The following is a 16,336-nucleotide window of genomic DNA, read 5'->3' as shown; positions in this document are numbered from 1 at the left end:
CCACCCCCGCCGTCCCCGTGCACCCCATTTGCAGTCGGCCGAATCGCGCTCCGATCACCCCTCGGTAAGCTGACGGCATGACAGGACAAGTGCGTACCGTCGACGGCCGCGTGGCCGGTCGACGTGGGCAGGCGACCCGGCAGAAGCTGCTCGACTGCCTCAGCGAGATGCTCAGCTCCTCCCCGTACCGGGACGTCAAGGTCATCGATGTCGCCCGGAAGGCGGGCACTTCGCCCGCGACCTTCTACCAGTACTTCCCGGACGTCGAAGGCGCCGTCCTGGAGATCGCCGAGCAGATGGCGGCCGAGGGCGCGGGATTGACCGAACTCCTCGAAGGACGCACCTGGGCCGGCAAGTCGGGCTGGCAGACCGCCCAGGAACTGGTCGACGGATTCCTGGAGTTCTGGAAGAAGCACGACGCCATCCTGCGCGTGGTTGACCTCGGCGCGGCCGAGGGGGACAAACGGTTCTACAAGCTCCGCATGAAGATCCTGAACTCGGTCAACAACTCCCTGGCGGACTCCATCGCGGAACTCCAGTCCAAGGGCCGCGTCGACAAGGACGTGAACCCGGCGGCGGTGGCCGGCTCGCTGGTCGCGATGCTCGCGGCAGTGGCCTCCCACCAGAAGGGCTTCTCCTCCTGGGGCGTGAAGCAGGCCGAACTCAAGCCGAATCTGGCGCTGTTGGTGCACCTCGGGGTGACCGGCAAGAAGCCGGCCAAGTAGCCCGCGGCGCGCGCCCCCTTTTTTCCAGGTTCCAAGTCCTGTCTGGCAGGCGGTGGTTCATCCGATGAGCCACCGCCTGCCGTCTACGCGGGCAACGGCCGGTCCCGCACCACGTGCTTCATCACCAGCGTCGACGTCAGCCGCTGCACCCCCGGCAGGGTGGCCAGCCGCTCGTCGTACAGCCGCTGGAAGGCGGCCAGGTCGGCGGTGGCGACCCGGAGCAGGTAGTCCGGCTCCCCGAACAGCCGCTGGGCGTCCAGCACGTGATCCAGTTCGCTGACGGCCCGCTCGAACTCGACGACCGTGTCCCGGTCCTCCTGCCGCATGGACACGAAGACCAGCGCCTCGAAGTTCAGCCCGAGTGCCGCCGGGTCGACCTGCGCCCGGTATCCCTGGATGGCGCCGGACCGCTCCAGCTCGCGCAGCCGCCGGTGGCAGGGCGAGACGCTGAGCCGCACCCGGGCGGCCAGCTCGGTCACGGTCAGCCGCCCGTCCTGCTGCAGCTCGGCAAGGATTTTCCGGTCCACGTCGTCCATGAAGAAGATATTTGCTCAGAGTACGAGATCACGAGCAAACTTCAGGAACACTTTCGGGCCATTCACGCCTAATGTCCCCGGTATGGATCCGGGACTGCTCTTCTCCTTCCTCGCCGTGGACCTGCTGCTGGTGTGCGTGCCGGGCGCCGACTGGGCGTACGTCATCGCGACCGCCCTGCGCGGCAGCTCGGTCCCGCGCGCGGTCGCGGGCCTGGTCTGCGGCTATGCCCTGCACACGGTCCTGGCGACGGCCGGCCTCGCGGTACTGGTCGCGGGTTCGCCCCGGCTGCTGACGGCCCTGACCGTGGCGGGCGCGGGCTATCTGCTCTGGCTCGGCTGGAGCGTGCTGCGCCGGCCGGCGGTCCCCGGCACGGCGGGCGCGACCGCTGACGACCGGCGTCCCTTCCTGCGCGGCGCCACGATCAGCGGCCTCAACCCCAAGGGCCTGCTGCTCTACCTCTCCGTGCTCCCCCAGTTCCTCACCCTGCACGGCTCCCACCTGCCCGTCCCCGCCCAGACGGCAGTCCTCGGCGTGCTCAACATGGCCGCCTGCGCGGCCGTCTACCTCACGGTCGGCGCCTTGTCGCGCGCACTGCTCGCCGCTAGGCCGGTGGCGGCCCGTGCGGTGACGCGGACCTCGGGGGCGGCGATGCTGGGGATCGGCGCACTGCTGCTGGTGGAACGGCTGGCCACGCTCTGACCGGCCTCAGCCCTGCCCGCGCGTCAGCCGGAAGACCCTGATCTCCCGCTCCACCCGGGCCTGATAGGTGGCGTACGGCGGCCAGAACTCCAGCAGCGCCCGCCATACGGCGGCCCGTTCCTTCCCCGAAAGGAGCCTGGCCGTGACCGGGATGTCCCGGCCCTTCCAGCTGACCGAGGCGGCCGGGTGGGCGAGGAGGTTGTGGGTCCAGGCGGGGTGACCGGTGCGGCCGAAGTTGGAGCCGACGAGGATCCAGCTCCGGCCGTCCGCCTCGGGCATGCAGGCCAGCGGGGTGCGGCGGGGCTGTCCGGTGCGGGCGCCGGTGGAGGTGAGGACCACGCCGGGCAGCATCCGGCTGCTGAGCAGGACCCGGCCCCGGGTGAGCCGGTGCACGGCACGGTCGAGGGCCGGGACGACGTGCGGGGCGACCTTGGCGAAGGCCCGGGTGGAGGACGCCTTCTGCACGAACCGTACGCCTGCGCCGGCCTTCACACCGCCACCTCCGCTCCCGTGAACAGCTCCGCCGTCTCGGCGGCCCGGTCCCGCAGCCGGTGCACGGGCCCGAACAGCAGTTCGTCCCCGGCCGCCCGCTTGAAGTACAGGTGGGCGTCGTGCTCCCAGGTGAACCCGATCCCGCCGTGCAGCTGGACACCCTCGGCGGCGGCGCGGCGCAGCGCCTCCAGCGCCTGGGCGAGCGCGAGCGCGCCGGCCCGCTGCCCGTGGCCGGCCGCCCAGGCGGCGTAGTACGCGGCCGACCGTGCCGCCTGCACCCCCACGTACACGTCCGCCAGCCGGTGCTTCACGGCCTGGAAGGACCCGATGGGCCGCCCGAACTGCATCCGCTGCCCGGCGTACTCCACGGTCCGCTCCAGCACCCGGTCGGCCGCCCCGACGGCCTCGGCGGCGAGCACGGCGGCGACGCGGTCGCCGAGTGCGGCGAGGGCGGGCCGTACGTCCGTCTCCTCGGACCCGAGCAACTCGGCCGGGGTGTCGCGCAGTTGGACGCGTGCCTGCGGGCGGGTGGCGTCCAGGGCGGTCTGCCGGGTCCGTACCGCCCCGGCCGTATCCCCCGGCACCAGGAACAGCAGCGTGCGCGACCGGGCGTACCCGCCGGTGTGCGCGGCGACGAGCAGCAGTCCGGCGGTGTGCCCGTCCAGCACCTGCTCCACCTCGCCGTACAACCGCCAGCCGCCCTCCGCCCGCCGTGCCTGCACCCCGCCGGCCCGTCCGCCGCCGGCGCTGTAGCCGTCGTTCCCGCCGGTCAGGGCGAGGGCGGTGGTGAGGGCGGGCCCGGCGACGGCGAGGGCGGCGGTGAGGGCTCCGGCGGCGATGCGCGGGAGCAGCCCGGCACGCTGGGCCTCGGTGCCGAGGGCGAGGATCAGCGGGGCGGTGAGGACGGAGGTGGCGAGCAGCGGCGAGGGCACGAGGAACCGGCCCGTCTCCTCGCAGGCCAGGGCCAGCTCGGTGACCGAGCAGCCGACCCCGCCGTACGCCTCCGGGAGCGCCAGCCCCGGCAGTCCGAGCCGGTCGGCGAGGGCGGACCACAGGAGGGGGTCGTGTCCGGCGGGCGTCTCCACGGCGGCCCGCAGCTCGGCCGGGCCGCAGCGTCTGCGCAGCAGCTCGCGCAGGGTCCGGCGGATCTCGTCCTGCTCGGGGCTGAGGCGCGTGTCCATGGCTGATCCTTCCCGCGCGATCTGACGGCCCGTCATGTTAAGGGTCCGGCGGAGGGATGCCCATACCCGCGACACCTGCCGCCCGGCCCCATATCTGATGTACCGTCAGATTCCATGAAGCCAGGGAGCAGGAAAGTCGCCGTGGTCGGCGTGGCCCTCTCCGACTGCGGACGCGTGGACGACGCGACGCCGTACGCCCTGCACGCCCAGGCCGCCCGCCGCGCCCTGGCGGACGCCGGCCTGGGCCGCGCCCGCGTCGACGGCTTCGCCTCGGCGGGCCTCGGCACGCTGGCCCCGGTCGAGGTCGCGGAGTACCTGGGCCTCAGGCCGACCTGGGTGGACTCCACCTCGGTCGGCGGGGCGACCTGGGAGGTCATGGCGGCGCACGCGGCGGACGCGATAGCGGCGGGCCACGCGAACGCCGTACTGCTGGCGTACGGCTCGACCGCACGGGCGGACGTCAAGGCGGGCCGCCGCACCGGGAACCTGTCCTTCGGCTCCCGCGGCCCCCTCCAGTTCGAAGTGCCCTACGGCCACACGCTGATCGCCAAGTACGCGATGGCGGCCCGCCGGCACATGACCGAGTACGGCACGACGATCGAGCAGCTGGCCGAGGTGGCCGTCCAGGCGAGGGCGAACGCGGCCCTGAACCCGGAGGCGATGTTCCGCGACCCGATCACGGTCGAGGACGTGCTGTCCGGCCCGTTGATCGCCGACCCCTTCACCAGGCTGCACTGCTGCCCGCGCTCCGACGGCGGCGCGGCGGTCCTGCTGGCGGCCGAGGAGTACGTACGGGACTGCCGTACGGCCCCGGTCTGGATCCTCGGCACCGGCGAGCACGTCTCGCACGCGGCGATGTCCGAGTGGCCCGACTTCACCGTGTCCCCGGCGGCGGTGAGCGGCCGGCTCGCCTTCGAGCGTGCCGGGGTGGCCCCGGCGGACGTCGACTTCGCCGAGATCTACGACGCCTTCACCTACATGACCCTGGTGACCCTGGAGGACCTGGGTTTCTGCGGCAAGGGCGAGGGCGGGGCCTTCGTGGAGAAGGGCCGGCTGCTGGTCCGGGGCGGCGAGCTGCCGGTCAACACGGACGGCGGCGGGCTGTCGGCCCAGCACCCGGGGATGCGCGGGCTGTTCCTGCTGGTGGAGGCGGTACGGCAGCTGCGCGGGGAGGCCGGGGAACGCCAGGTGCGGGGCCGCGACGGAAGGCTGCCCAGGCTGGGCGTGGCGTCCGCGACCGGAGGCTGGTTCTGCTCCTCGGCGACCGTGGTGCTCGGGCGGGGGTGACGTCGTGGGCGGAGGACGATCCGCCCCGGCTCCGGAGAACGGTTCTGCTCCCGGCGACCCGTCGTGCCCGGGCGGGGACGACGTCGTGGGCGGTGTCGTGGGGGGACCCGGGGGGCACGGGGCGCGACCGTCTCCGGCACATGCCGTGCGAGGACCGGAGTGCGCCGCCCGGCGCGGGTGATACTCGCCCCATGGCACAAAAGGATCTCCACGAACTGCTCCTGTCGCTGCGGGTCTGGGAACCCGGGGTGACCCGGCTGCGGCCCTTCGATCCGGAGACCGCCCCGCCCACCCCGCTGGCCCTGTTCACGAGCTGGTTCGCGGAGGCGGTGGCCGCCGGGCAGCCGGAGCCGCACACCATGTCGCTGGCGACCGTGGACGAGGAGGGCAGGCCGGACGTACGGATCGTGATGCTGCACGGGGCCGACGCGGACGGCTGGGCCTTCGCCTCGCACGCCACCAGCCGCAAGGGCCGCGCACTCAGCGCCCGGCCGCATGCGGCCCTCGCCTTCTACTGGCCGGCGCTGGGCCGCCAGGTGCGGCTGCGGGGACCGGTCGTGGCGGCGCCGTCCGAGGAGAGCCAGGCCGACCTGCACGCGCGCTCCACGGGCGCGCTGGCCGCCGCGCTGACCGGCCGGCAGAGCGAGGACCTGTCCTCGGTGGACGAGTTGCGGCAGGCCTCGGAGGCGGCCTGGGAGCGGGCCCGGAAGAACCCGGACGAGCCGTCGCCGACCTGGACCCTGTACCGGCTGCGCCCGGAGACCGTGGAGTTCTTCCAGGGGGACGCCGAACGGCGGCACGTGCGGCTGGAGTACCGCAGCACGGGCTTCGGCTGGAGCCGGTCCCTGCTGTGGCCGTGAGGGGCGGTCACGGTCGTGACCGGGCCCCGCCCCCCGGAGCGAACACCGGTACGCCCTCCCGGAAGGTCACCCCGAGTGGCATCCCGGCGGCCAGCTCCGCCTCGGCGCAGTCCACCACCTCCGTCATCATCCTCGGCCCCTCCGCCAGGTCGACCACCGCGGCCACGTAGGGGGTGCGGTCGCCGAACGGGGGGAGGTCGTTGTGGTGGACCGTGGACCAGGTGTAGAGCACGGCCCGGCCGCCCGCCTCCTCCCAGGTGACCTCCTCGCTCCAGCAGTGCGGGCAGAACTCCCGCGGGTAGTGGTGGGCCCGGCCGCAGGCGCCGCAGCGGCGGATCAGCAGCCGGCCCTCGGCCGCCGCCTCCCAGTAGGGGCGGGTGAAGGCGTCGGCCTCCGGGACGTCGTGCCGCGGGCCGCCCATCAGAACCACCCGAGCCATGCGTCCACCGACCACGTCTGCCAGGCCATCCCGAAGAAGCCGACCAGCGAGATCAGCGCCATCATCGAGTTCTGGCCCTGCTCCGCCCAGTCGTGGATCATGAGGACGAAGTAGACCGCGTTCAGCAGCAGCCCGCCGAGCAGGGCCACCGGGGTCAGGAAGCCGAGGATCAGGCCCAGTCCGAGGGAGAGTTCGGCGTAGGCGACGACGTACGCCATCAGCTTCGGGTACGGCTTCACGACCGTCTCGAAGCCCGTGCGCACCGGTGCCCAGCGGTGTTTCCCGGCGATCTCCGCCGCCCACGTGATGCCGCTGCCCCGCTCGAACCAGGCCTTCTTGTCCTTGTGCCGCCAGCTCTCCAGCCACCACAGGCCGAGGCCGATGCGCAGCACCGCCAGCCACTCGGCGCCGTCCAGCCATATCGCATCCATGGATCTGACGGTATGTCAGATCTGGCGGCTTGCCGAGAGGGGCGGCAGGGCTCCCTGGACGCACGGGCGCGGGCCCGTGGCGCGTTTCCCCGCCCCGCGGACGCCGTTCCCGCACAGGCGTGATCAATCCGCAACCAATTCCGGTCTTGACCGAGACCCATCAACCGGGTGTGTGATTACGCTCCCGCTCATGGCCGTCTCCCGTCCTTCTCCCGTACACCTGTCGGCGACCCCCGCCGACCGCCCGGTCTATGTCGTCGGCGCCGGTCCGGGCGGCCTCGCCGCCGCCCACGCGCTGCGGGCACGGGGCATCCGGGCGGTGGTGCTGGAGAAGGCCGACCGGCCGGGCGCCTCCTGGCGCAACCACTACGACCGGCTGCGGCTGCACACCACCCGCCGGCTCTCCGCCCTGCCCGGCCTCGCCATGCCCCGGAAGTTCGGCCGCTGGGTCGCCCGGGACGACGTCGTGCGCTACCTGGAGAAGTACGCCGAGCACCACGAGCTGGAGATCGTCACCGGGGTGGAGGTCCACCGCGTCGAGCCGGCCGGGGACGGCACCGGGTGGCTGCTGCACGCCTCCGGCGGCCGGGAGCTGACCGGCAGCGCGGTGGTCGTGGCCACCGGCTACAACCACACCCCGCACCTGCCCGACTGGCCCGGCCGCGAGGACTACGAGGGGCAGCTGCTGCACGCCGGCGACTACCGCAACGCCGAGCCGTACGCCGGCCGGGACGTGCTCGTCGTCGGGATCGGCAACACGGGCGCGGAGATCGCCGTCGACCTGGTGGAGGGCGGGGCCGCACGGGTGCGACTGGCGGTGCGCACGGCACCGCACATCCTGCGCCGGTCGACCCTCGGCTGGGCCGCGCAGTACACGGGTGTACTGGTGCGGCGGCTGCCGGTGGGGCTCGTGGACCGGCTCGCCGGGCCGGTGGGGCGGCTCAGCACCCCGGACCTGTCGGCGCACGGGCTGCCGCGTCCGGACACCGGGCTGTACAGCAGGGTGAAGGAGGGCTCGATCCCGGTCCAGGACGTCGGCCTGGTCGACGCCGTACGCCGGGGGAAGGTGGAGATCGTGGCCGCCGTGGAGGCGTTCGAGGACGGCAAGGTGGTGCACGCCGACGGCAGCCGGACCTCGCCGGACGCGGTGATCGCGGCGACCGGGTACGTCCGTGCGCTGGAGGGGCTCGTCGGCCACCTCGGGGTGCTCGACGACCGCGGGAAGCCGGTGGTGCACGGCGGCCGCACGCCCGCCGAGGCACCCGGTCTGTACTTCACCGGGTTCACCAATCCCATCAGCGGGATGTTCCGGGAGCTGGCGATCGACGCGGGGAAGATCGCGCACGCCGTGGCCAAGGGATTTGGCACTCAGCGGTAACTTTATCTATCCGACCCGTTCCTGACGCTTCGTCAGTTAAGTAATCTGACAGGGCGTCAGCTACACATGGCTGTCTCACAGGAGGCGGGCGGAACGATGCTTGGATCGACCCACGGCACACTCACCACCGACGCCCGCCGGGCCCGGGTCATCGCCTGCGGCGAGCAGCGGACCGGACCCGCCGTGCACGGCCGGGCCGACGACATGGACGGCCTGGATGTCAGCGGGCGCCCGCTCTACGCCGACGTACCGGACCTCGCCCGGTTCTTCCGGCCCGAGTCCGTGGCCGTGATCGGCGCCTCCGACACCGAGGGACGGCCCAACACCGGTATCACCCGGCAACTGCTCGGCTGGGCCGCCCGGGTCGGGGCGCGGGTACACCCGGTGCATCCGACCCGGACGTCCGTCTTCGGCCACCCGTGCGCCGCCTCCGTCGCCGACCTGCCCGGCCAGGTCGACCTGGCCGTGCTGCTGGTGGCCGACCCGCTGCCCGTGATCGAGGAACTCGCCGAGACCAAGGTGAAGTTCGCGGTCGCCTTCGCCTCCGGGTTCGCCGAGACCGGGGAGGCGGGCGCCGAGGCCCAGGAGCGGCTGGCCGAGGCGGTACGGCGCTCGGGGCTGCGGCTGCTGGGGCCGAACACCAACCTCAACGCCTTCGAACGGTTCCGGGACGACCTGTCAGGGCCGGCCATCGCCCTCATCACCCAGTCCGGGCACCAGGGCCGGCCCGTCTTCGCCCTGCAGGAACTCGGCATCCGGCTCTCGCACTGGGCGCCCACCGGCAACGAGGCCGACCTGGAGACCGCCGACTTCCTCTCCTGGTTCGCCGAGCAGCCCGAGGTCGGCGCCATCGCCTGCTACGTGGAGGGCCTCAAGGACGGCCGCGCCTTCCTGCTGGCCGCCGACCGCGCCGCCCGCCGCAAGGTGCCGGTGGTCGCCGTGAAGGTGGGCCGGACCGAGGCGGGGTCCCGTACGGCGGCCTCGCACACCGGCAAGCTCACCGGCGCCGACGACGTGGCCGACGCAGCCATGCGGCAGTACGGCGTGATCCGCGTCGACGCCCTGGACGAACTCCAGGACACGGCGTCTCTGCTGGCCCGCGCGAAGGCACCCCTGGCCGAAGGCGTGGTCGTCTACTCCATCTCGGGCGGCACGGGCGCGCACGTCGCCGACCTGGCCGCCGGGGCGGGGCTGCGGCTGCCGGCGCTGTCCCCGGACAAGCAGGCCGAGCTGCACCAGTGGATACCGGAGTACCTGAACGTCGCCAACCCGGTGGACAACGGCGGCCACCCGGTCGGCGACGAACGCGGCCGGAAGATCATCGACGCGATCCTGGCCGACCCGGACGTGGGGGTGCTGATCTGCCCGGTCACCGGCCCCTTCCCGCCGCTCAGCGACAGACTCGTGGCGGACCTGGTCGCGGCGGCCGAGGAGACCGACAAGCTGGTGTGCGTGGTGTGGGGCTCGCCGGTCGGCACGGAGCCGGCGTACCGGGACGTCCTGCTGGGCTCCTCCCGCGTCGCCACCTTCCGCACGGTCGGCAACTGCCTGACCGCCGTCCGCGCCTGGCTGGACCACCACCGCTTCGTGGGCGACTACCGCTCCCCCTTCGACGAGGCCCCGCGCACCCCCTCCCCCTCCTTCCGCAAGGCCGAGGCCCTGATGCAGCCCGGCCGGCAGCTCAGCGAGCACGCGGCCAAGCAGCTGCTGCGCGCCTACGGCATCCGGGTACCGCGCGAACAACTGGTCACCAGCGCGGCTGCTGCCGTACGGGCGGCCGGGCAGGTGGGCTATCCGGTGGTGATGAAGGCGTCCGGCGCGCAGATCGCCCACAAGACCGAACTGGGCCTGGTGAAGATCGGCCTGACCTCGGCGAGCCAGGTCCGCGACGCGTACCGGGAGCTGAACGACATCGCCCGCTACGAGGGCGTCGGGCTGGACGGCGTCCTGGTGTGCCAGATGGTCGAGCAGGGCGTGGAGATGATGGTCGGGATGACGCACGACGCGTTGTTCGGCCCGACGGTGACGGCCGGACTCGGCGGCGTACTGGTGGAGGTCCTGCACGACGCGACGGTCCGCGTCCCGCCCTTCGGCGAGGACCAGGCCCGCACCATGCTGACGGAGCTGCGCGGCCGGGCCCTGCTGGACGGCGTCCGGGGCCGCCCGCCGGCCGACGTGGACGGGCTGGTGGAGGTGATACTGCGGGTCCAGCGCATGGCGCTCGAACTGGGCCCTCAGCTCGCCGAGCTGGACATCAACCCCCTGATGGTGCTGCCCCGGGGACAAGGGGCGGTGGCCCTGGACGCGCTGGTGGTGTGCCGGTGACCGGCATCCGCCACGAGATCCGCGACCAGGTCTCCTGGATCACCCTCACCCGCCCCGACTCCCTCAACGCCCTCACCCCGTCGATGCGCGACCGGCTCGTCGGCCTGCTGTCGGAGGCGTCCGCGGACCCGGACGTCCGGGCGGTGGTCCTGACCGGCACGGGCCGCGGCTTCTGCTCCGGCGCCGACCTGCGCGGCGGCGCCGGGACCGGTGAGCGTGTCCCCGGTGACGTGGCCCGCGTCCTGCGCGCCGGCGCGCAACGCCTGATCGCGGCCGTACTGGACTGCGAGAAGCCGGTCCTGGCCGCGGTGAACGGCACGGCAGCGGGCCTCGGTGCGCACCTGGCCTTCGCCTGCGACCTGGTCCTGGCCGCCGAATCGGCCCGCTTCATCGAGGTGTTCGTCCGCCGCGGCCTGGTCCCGGACGCCGGCGGCGCCTACCTGCTCCCCCGTCTGATCGGCCTGCACCGCACGAAGGAGCTGATGTTCTTCGGCGACGCGCTGCCGGCCCCGGAAGCGGAACGCCTCGGCCTGGTCAACCGGGTCGTGCGGGACACGGAGCTGGACAAGACGGCCCGCGAGTGGGCACTGCGCCTGGCAGCCGCCCCGACCCGCGCCCTGGCCCTGGCCAAGCACCTGGTGAACGCCTCCCTCGACACCGACCGCGCCTCCGCCTTCGCCGCCGAGGCCTGGGCGCAGGAGATCAACATGACGACACGGGACGCCCAGGAGGGGCTGCGGGCGTTCACGGAACGCGGACGGCCGGACTTCCGGGGCCGCTGACCGAGCCCCGGCGGCTCGTACGGCTCGCCTCACCCGACGCTCACACTGCCCGCCCCGCCCGGTCCCGCTCGCACCGCCCAGCCCGTCCGGCCACGCTCGCACCGCCCGACCCCTCCGGGCGCGCTCGCAGCACCCGGCTCACCCGATCACGGTGGCCGGGATCGCCGCGGCGAGGACCAGGAGGACGAGACCGGCACAGCCGAGCGAAGAGCGCCACCACAGGCCCCATGTCGTCCAGGGGCGGGTGCGGACATAGGCGCTGACCAGCGCGGGGAGCACGCCCAGGGCGGTCAGCACCGCGGCCGTGGTGGCGAACGGCCAGTGCCACAGTGCCGTCGTCACCGCGGCCCAGCCGGCGGCCGTGGCCACCGCCCCCGCCAGCCGCCAGGCCGGGTCCGGCCCGCCGAGGCGCCGGCCCGCCAGCCGCGCGGACACCACCGCGGGCAGCGTCAGCACGACGGAGACGAGCATGCCCAGCAACGGCAGGAGGAGTGGCGCGAAGACGAGCAGGCAGAGGAACCCGAAGGGGCCGCCGTCGTCGTCGCTGCCGGACCGGTCCCGGCCGACGGTCGTGAGCCACGACACCAGCCCGGCCGCCGGCAACTGCGCCGCGTGCACGGCGATCGCCGCGGTCAGGTCCCCGGTGTCCCACAGCCCGCGGGCCGTCCGCCCTCGCGCGCGCATGTTCTCCCACCCCATCGCCGCAGCCTATGCAGCGTGCGCACGGGCTCTTCCCCCGGGCTTCTCATCTGACGTGTCGTCAGGTTCAATGGAGCCGTGATGGGACACGCAGGGGCGGCGGCCGCGGCCGTCCGGTATCTGAGAGCGGCCCCGGGGCCCGTGGAGGCCCTGCCGCGGCCGGAGTTGCGGTGCGTCCGCGAGGACGAGCGGGCCCCGGTGGCACCGGGGGAGTTCCGGCGGGTGCTGGGTTGCTTCCCCAGCGGGGTCACGGTGATCACGGCGCCGGCCGGCGCCGGTGAGGCCGGACCCGCCGGCTTCGCCTGTCAGTCCTTCTCCTCCCTCTCCCTCGAACCGCCCCTCGTCTGCTTCCTGGTGGGCCGCACGTCCACCACCTGGCCCCGGATCGCCCGCGCCGGCGTCTTCTGCGTCAACGTACTCAGCGCCGGCCAGGACGAGCTGTGCCGGGCCTTCGCGGTGAGCGGTGCGGACAAGTTCGCGGGGGTGGCGTACGAACCGGCACCCGTGTCCGGCTCCCCGCGGCTCGCCGGGGCCACCGCCTGGGTCGACTGCACCGTGCACGCCGTGCACACCGGGGGCGACCACCTCATCGTCGTGGGGAGGGTGGACGCCCTCGGGGCGGACGGACCGCAGAAGCCGCTGCTCTTCCACCGAGGGCGGTTCGGCCGGCTCCGGGAGAGCTGAGCGCGGGTCAGGGCAGCGCGGGAACCGCAGCCTGCTGCCGCCTGATCACCAGGGCCATCAGGGCCGCCGCCGCGCACAGGGTGCCGGAGGCGTACCAGACCACGTCGTACGAGCCGAAGACGTCCCGGGCGACTCCGCCGAGGTAGGCGACGACGGCCGCGCCGACCTGGTGCGCGGCCAGCACCCAGCCGAACACGATGGCGCTGTCCTCGCCGTACCGCTCGCGGCACAGGGCGAGGGTGGGCGGCACGGTGGCCACCCAGTCCAGGCCGTAGAAGACGATGAAGAAGAGCATCGGCGGATGCACCGCGGGGGCCAGCAGCATCGGCAGGAAGAGCAGGGAGAGGCCGCGCAGGGCGTAGTAGACGGCGAGCAGCCGGCGCGGTTCGAAGCGGTCGGTGAACCAGCCGGAGGCGATCGTGCCGACGACGTCGAACACCCCGATGACCGCGAGCAGCGAGGCCGCCGCCGTCACCGGCATGCCGTGGTCGTGCTCGGCGGGCACGAAGTGGGTCTGGATCAGGCCGTTGGTGGACGCTCCGCAGATCGCGAAGGTGCCGGCGAGCAGCCAGAAGGGGCCGGTGCGCACGGCCGAGGCGAGGACGCCCAGCGTGCGGCGGGCCGCTCCCGCGACCGGGGCCGGCTTCGGCACGAACGCCTCCGCTCCGTAGGGCTTCTGGTCCACGTCGGCCGGGTGATCGTGCAGCAGCAGCCACACGAAGGGGACCACGGCGAGCGCCGCCAGGGCGACGGTGACCGCGGCCGGCCGCCAGTCGTGGCGTTCGACGATCCAGGACAGCAGCGGCAGGAAGATCAGCTGGCCGGAGGCGGAGGCCGCGGTGAGGATGCCGCTGACCAGACCGCGCCGCGTGGTGAACCAGCGGTTGGTGACGGTCGCCGCGAAGGCCAGCGCCATGGACCCGGAACCGAGCCCCACCAGCAGGCCCCAGCACAGCAGCAGCTGCCAGGCCGCCGTCATCCACACCGTCAGACCGGAGCCGACGGCTATCACGGTGAGCGCGACGGCGACCACCCGGCGGATGCCGAAACGGTCCATCAGCGCGGCGGCGAACGGGGCGGTGAGGCCGTAGAGGGCGAGGTTGACGGAGACGGCGGCGCCGATCGTGCCGCGTGACCAGCCGAAGTCCTCGTGCAGGGGGTCGATGAGCAGACCGGGCAGGGAGCGGAAGGCCGCCGCGCCGATGATCGTGACGAAGGTGACGGCGGCGACGAACCAGGCGCGGTGCACACGGTGGCGCCGGGCGGGCGGCGGAACCTGGACGGGAGCTGCTGCTGGGCTTGTCTGAGTCACGTCACACAGACTCCGCGATGCATGCCCGCTCATCGAGTGGCCCGGAGGACAGCCTTCGCTACGATCGGGCCATGACGAGCGCAGAGGAGTACCGCCCGCACCGCGTCGCCGTCCTCGCCCTGGACGGTCTGCTCCCCTTCGAACTGGGCATCCCGCACCGGATCTTCGGCCGCCCCCGCGACGCACGGGGGCGGCGCCTGTACGACGTCGTGACCTGCTCGGTACGGCCGCCCGGGCCGGTCGAGACGGACGCCGACTTCGCCGTGCACGTCAGCCACGGGCCCGAGGTGCTGGCCACCGCCGACACGGTGATCGTCCCGGCGTCCTACGAACTCGGCCCGGTCTACGAGGAGGGCCGGCTCACCGACGAGCTGGCCGCCGCCCTCGCCCACGTCCGCCCCGGCACCCGGCTCGCCTCCATCTGCACCGGCGTCTACGTCCTGGCCGCCGCCGGCCGGCTGGACGGCCGCCCGGCGACCACGCACTGGGCCGACGCCGAGCGCTTCCAGCGGATGTTCCCGAAGGTCCGCGTGGACGCGGACGTGCTGTTCATCGACGACGGGGAGGTGCTGACCTCGGCCGGGGTGGCCGCCGGGCTCGACCTGTGTCTGCACATGGTGCGCCGCGACTTCGGCACGGCCGTCGCCAACGAGGTCGCCCGGGTCACGGTCGTACCGCCCCACCGCGACGGCGGCCAGGCCCAGTACATACACCGCCCGGTACCCGACCCCCAGCTGGCCACGACGACCGCCGCCCGCGCCTGGGCGCTGGCCCGGCTGCACGAGCCGATCCAGCTGCGGGACATGGCCGAGCAGGAGGCCATGTCGGTGCGCACGTTCACCCGGCGGTTCCGCGAGGAGGCCGGCGTCAGTCCCGGCCAGTGGCTCACCCGGCAGCGGGTGGAACGCGCCCGGCACCTGCTGGAGTCCACCGACCTGCCGATGGACCGGGTGGCCCGGGAGTCCGGCTTCGGCACGGCCCAGTCGATGCGCCAGCACCTACAGACGGCGCTCGGGGTCACGCCCACCGCCTACCGGCGGACCTTCCGGACCGGCGGCGGCGTCCAGCGGCCGGGGCACGTCGGCGTGCGCTGACCGGCCGGCCCGCGTCTCGCCCCACCACCCGACCGCCGTCAGCAGGACGGTCAGGGCCACCCCCGCCAGGATCGCCGTCGACGGTGCGGCCACCGGCAGCAGGGCGCCGGCCAGGGAGCCCGTCGCCGCGTAACCGGCGCCGACGGCGGCGTACATGACCGAATAGCCGGCGGCCAGGGCGCCCGGCGGGAGCACCTCGCGCAGGGACAGGTTGCGGGTGAGCATCGCGCCCGACTGGAGCAGCCCGGCCACGGCCAGCGCCACCGCCATGCCCGGCGCGGCGGGTATCAGCGCGAGCAGGGTCACGGCGGCCGACATGCCCGCCATCAGGACGGCGCTGCGGGTGCTGAGCCGTCCCGGCCAGGACCGCAGGCCGTAGAGGAAGGCGCCGACGGCCGAGGCCACCGACATCGCCGTGAGCAGCAGTCCCGCCCAGCCCACGGCGACACCGCGCTGTTCCAGCAGGGCGGGCAGCACGAGTTCGGCCAGGGCCAGCAGGGACAGACTCGCCGCGCCCGTGACGTACACCGGCCAGGCGCGGGCCAGCACACGCAGCTTCGACGTGCCCTGCCCGTCCCGCTCCCTTGACGCCGCCCAGCCGGCCGGCAGGAGCCGCAGGCCCAGGGCGGCCGAGGCCATCAGGGCGGCTTCCAGCAGCAGGGGCAGGCGGCGGTCCGCACCGAGGGCGAGTCCCGTGACGGTCGCCGGGGAGGCCGCCCAGACGCCGAACGTGAGGACCGACTCGGCGGACAGCGCCTGGGTCACCGCGTGCCCCGGCACCAAGGTGGTGAGCAGGGTGCGCAGCCCGCCGGGGGCCGCGGCGGGACCGGCGCCGGCGAGGAAGGCGAAGGCGGCGAGCACCGCGGCGGGCGCGCCGGGGAACGCGCCCAGGCCGGCGAAGCCGGCGGCACCCGCGAGGAGGCCGGCGGCCAGGTGCGGGCGGGCCCGCGCGGGGTCCAGGCGCATGCCGAGCACGGGGGCGCCGACGATCTCGCCGATGACGTAGGCGGCGGCGAGGGCCGCGCCCAGGGTGTAGCCATCGGGCCGCTCACGGACCAGGAAGACCAGGGCCAGCGGGGCCATGGCCACCGGCATACGGGCGCCGATGGCCACCAGGGCCCAGGTCAGGACCGGCCGGGAAGCGACATCGCGGTAACTCATGCCTCGACGGTAGGGGCCACCACCGACAACCGCCGACGCCTTTTCCAGCGCCTGTGGACAACTCCCGCCGACAGCACCGAAGCCGGCCCGGCAAGTCGGCACGGCACGGCTGACGGCACCTCAGGAGACGGCCTCAGCGGGACCGCCGGCGGCTCGGACCGCCGGCAGGACGGGGCCGGGGGCGGGCCCAGCAGGCCGGCACGTCGGGCCGACCCGGCTCAGAACACCGGCGCGACGGGCCGACCCGGCT

17 protein-coding genes are annotated in these 16,336 nt (G+C 73.8%); 9 read left to right on the top strand and 8 right to left on the bottom strand.

Annotation, left to right across the window (positions count from 1 at the left end; genetic code table 11):
• The first annotated feature begins 89 nt into the window (after window positions 1-89).
• A complete protein-coding gene (locus JK359_RS08170; RefSeq protein WP_201833970.1) occupies window positions 90-725 on the top strand; it encodes a TetR family transcriptional regulator in 636 nt (211 codons plus the stop codon).
• Window positions 726-808: 83 nt separating this feature from the next.
• Here JK359_RS08170 and JK359_RS08165 read toward each other — a convergent pair whose 3' ends face one another.
• The gene (locus JK359_RS08165) at window positions 809-1,261 is read right to left on the bottom strand and encodes an Lrp/AsnC family transcriptional regulator (protein WP_201833441.1); all 453 of its coding nucleotides are present in this window, start codon (window positions 1,259-1,261) and stop codon (window positions 809-811) included.
• 82 nt (window positions 1,262-1,343) lie between these two features.
• Between JK359_RS08165 and JK359_RS08160 the strand changes: the two genes are divergently transcribed.
• Window positions 1,344-1,961: a LysE family translocator gene (locus JK359_RS08160; protein ID WP_201833439.1), complete on the top strand. Its 618-nt coding sequence runs from the start codon at window positions 1,344-1,346 to the stop codon at window positions 1,959-1,961.
• Window positions 1,962-1,967: 6 nt separating this feature from the next.
• Here JK359_RS08160 and JK359_RS08155 read toward each other — a convergent pair whose 3' ends face one another.
• A complete protein-coding gene (locus JK359_RS08155) occupies window positions 1,968-2,453 on the bottom strand; it encodes a nitroreductase/quinone reductase family protein (RefSeq protein WP_201833437.1) in 486 nt (161 codons plus the stop codon).
• The gene (locus JK359_RS08150; protein ID WP_201833435.1) at window positions 2,450-3,634 is read right to left on the bottom strand and encodes an acyl-CoA dehydrogenase family protein; all 1,185 of its coding nucleotides are present in this window, start codon (window positions 3,632-3,634) and stop codon (window positions 2,450-2,452) included. The genes JK359_RS08155 and JK359_RS08150 overlap by 4 nt, the downstream gene beginning before the upstream one ends.
• Window positions 3,635-3,748: 114 nt before the next feature.
• On the opposite strand from JK359_RS08150, the gene JK359_RS08145 reads away from it, so the two are divergent.
• Together JK359_RS08145 and JK359_RS08140 are read left to right on the top strand one after the other, a co-directional pair.
• The gene (locus tag JK359_RS08145) at window positions 3,749-4,921 is read left to right on the top strand and encodes a thiolase C-terminal domain-containing protein (protein WP_201833433.1); all 1,173 of its coding nucleotides are present in this window, start codon (window positions 3,749-3,751) and stop codon (window positions 4,919-4,921) included.
• A 191-nt stretch (window positions 4,922-5,112) separates the two neighbouring features.
• Entirely contained in the window at window positions 5,113-5,781 is a 669-nt protein-coding gene (locus JK359_RS08140; protein WP_201833431.1) for a pyridoxine/pyridoxamine 5'-phosphate oxidase, read from the top strand.
• A 7-nt stretch (window positions 5,782-5,788) separates the two neighbouring features.
• On the opposite strand, the gene JK359_RS08135 is transcribed toward JK359_RS08140, so the two are convergent.
• The gene (locus JK359_RS08135) at window positions 5,789-6,202 is read right to left on the bottom strand and encodes a Zn-ribbon domain-containing OB-fold protein (protein ID WP_201833967.1); all 414 of its coding nucleotides are present in this window, start codon (window positions 6,200-6,202) and stop codon (window positions 5,789-5,791) included.
• Window positions 6,202-6,651, bottom strand: coding sequence for a DoxX family membrane protein (locus JK359_RS08130; RefSeq protein WP_201833429.1), 450 nt, complete (start codon window positions 6,649-6,651; stop codon window positions 6,202-6,204). Before JK359_RS08130 ends, JK359_RS08135 begins: the two co-directional genes overlap by 1 nt.
• A 190-nt stretch (window positions 6,652-6,841) precedes the next feature.
• Here JK359_RS08130 and JK359_RS08125 point away from each other — a divergent pair, with 190 nt between their 5' ends.
• The 3 genes from JK359_RS08125 to JK359_RS08115 all read left to right on the top strand — a co-directional run bounded on the left by JK359_RS08125 (window position 6,842) and on the right by JK359_RS08115 (window position 11,136).
• Window positions 6,842-8,029 carry a flavin-containing monooxygenase gene (locus JK359_RS08125; protein WP_201833427.1) on the top strand — a complete coding sequence of 396 codons (1,188 nt, stop codon included), beginning with the start codon at window positions 6,842-6,844 and terminating at the stop codon, window positions 8,027-8,029.
• Window positions 8,030-8,125: 96 nt separating this feature from the next.
• The gene (locus tag JK359_RS08120) at window positions 8,126-10,354 is read left to right on the top strand and encodes an acetate--CoA ligase family protein (protein WP_201833425.1); all 2,229 of its coding nucleotides are present in this window, start codon (window positions 8,126-8,128) and stop codon (window positions 10,352-10,354) included.
• The gene (locus JK359_RS08115) at window positions 10,345-11,136 is read left to right on the top strand and encodes an enoyl-CoA hydratase/isomerase family protein (RefSeq protein WP_201833423.1); all 792 of its coding nucleotides are present in this window, start codon (window positions 10,345-10,347) and stop codon (window positions 11,134-11,136) included. Before JK359_RS08120 ends, JK359_RS08115 begins: the two co-directional genes overlap by 10 nt.
• 138 nt (window positions 11,137-11,274) lie before the next feature.
• Here the strand turns inward: JK359_RS08115 and JK359_RS08110 are convergent, their stop codons facing one another.
• A complete protein-coding gene (locus JK359_RS08110) occupies window positions 11,275-11,835 on the bottom strand; it encodes a hypothetical protein (protein WP_201833421.1) in 561 nt (186 codons plus the stop codon).
• Window positions 11,836-11,916: 81 nt separating this feature from the next.
• On the opposite strand from JK359_RS08110, the gene JK359_RS08105 reads away from it, so the two are divergent.
• A complete protein-coding gene (locus JK359_RS08105; protein ID WP_201833419.1) occupies window positions 11,917-12,519 on the top strand; it encodes a flavin reductase family protein in 603 nt (200 codons plus the stop codon).
• A gap of 7 nt (window positions 12,520-12,526) precedes the next feature.
• On the opposite strand, the gene JK359_RS08100 is transcribed toward JK359_RS08105, so the two are convergent.
• A complete protein-coding gene (locus tag JK359_RS08100; RefSeq protein ID WP_201833417.1) occupies window positions 12,527-13,831 on the bottom strand; it encodes an MFS transporter in 1,305 nt (434 codons plus the stop codon).
• Between the two features lie 71 nt (window positions 13,832-13,902).
• Here JK359_RS08100 and JK359_RS08095 point away from each other — a divergent pair, with 71 nt between their 5' ends.
• Window positions 13,903-14,925 carry a GlxA family transcriptional regulator gene (locus JK359_RS08095; protein WP_201833415.1) on the top strand — a complete coding sequence of 341 codons (1,023 nt, stop codon included), beginning with the start codon at window positions 13,903-13,905 and terminating at the stop codon, window positions 14,923-14,925.
• Here the strand turns inward: JK359_RS08095 and JK359_RS08090 are convergent.
• The gene (locus tag JK359_RS08090; protein ID WP_201833413.1) at window positions 14,830-16,086 is read right to left on the bottom strand and encodes an MFS transporter; all 1,257 of its coding nucleotides are present in this window, start codon (window positions 16,084-16,086) and stop codon (window positions 14,830-14,832) included. The genes JK359_RS08095 and JK359_RS08090 overlap by 96 nt on opposite strands.
• Window positions 16,087-16,336 lie beyond the last annotated feature (250 nt).

Source organism: Streptomyces actinomycinicus (genome assembly GCF_016741775.1).
Classification (GTDB): Bacteria; Actinomycetota; Actinomycetes; order Streptomycetales; family Streptomycetaceae; genus Streptomyces; species Streptomyces actinomycinicus.
The sequence above is the reverse complement of the archived record's forward strand: the minus strand, read 5'-3'. Positions and strand labels throughout refer to the sequence as shown.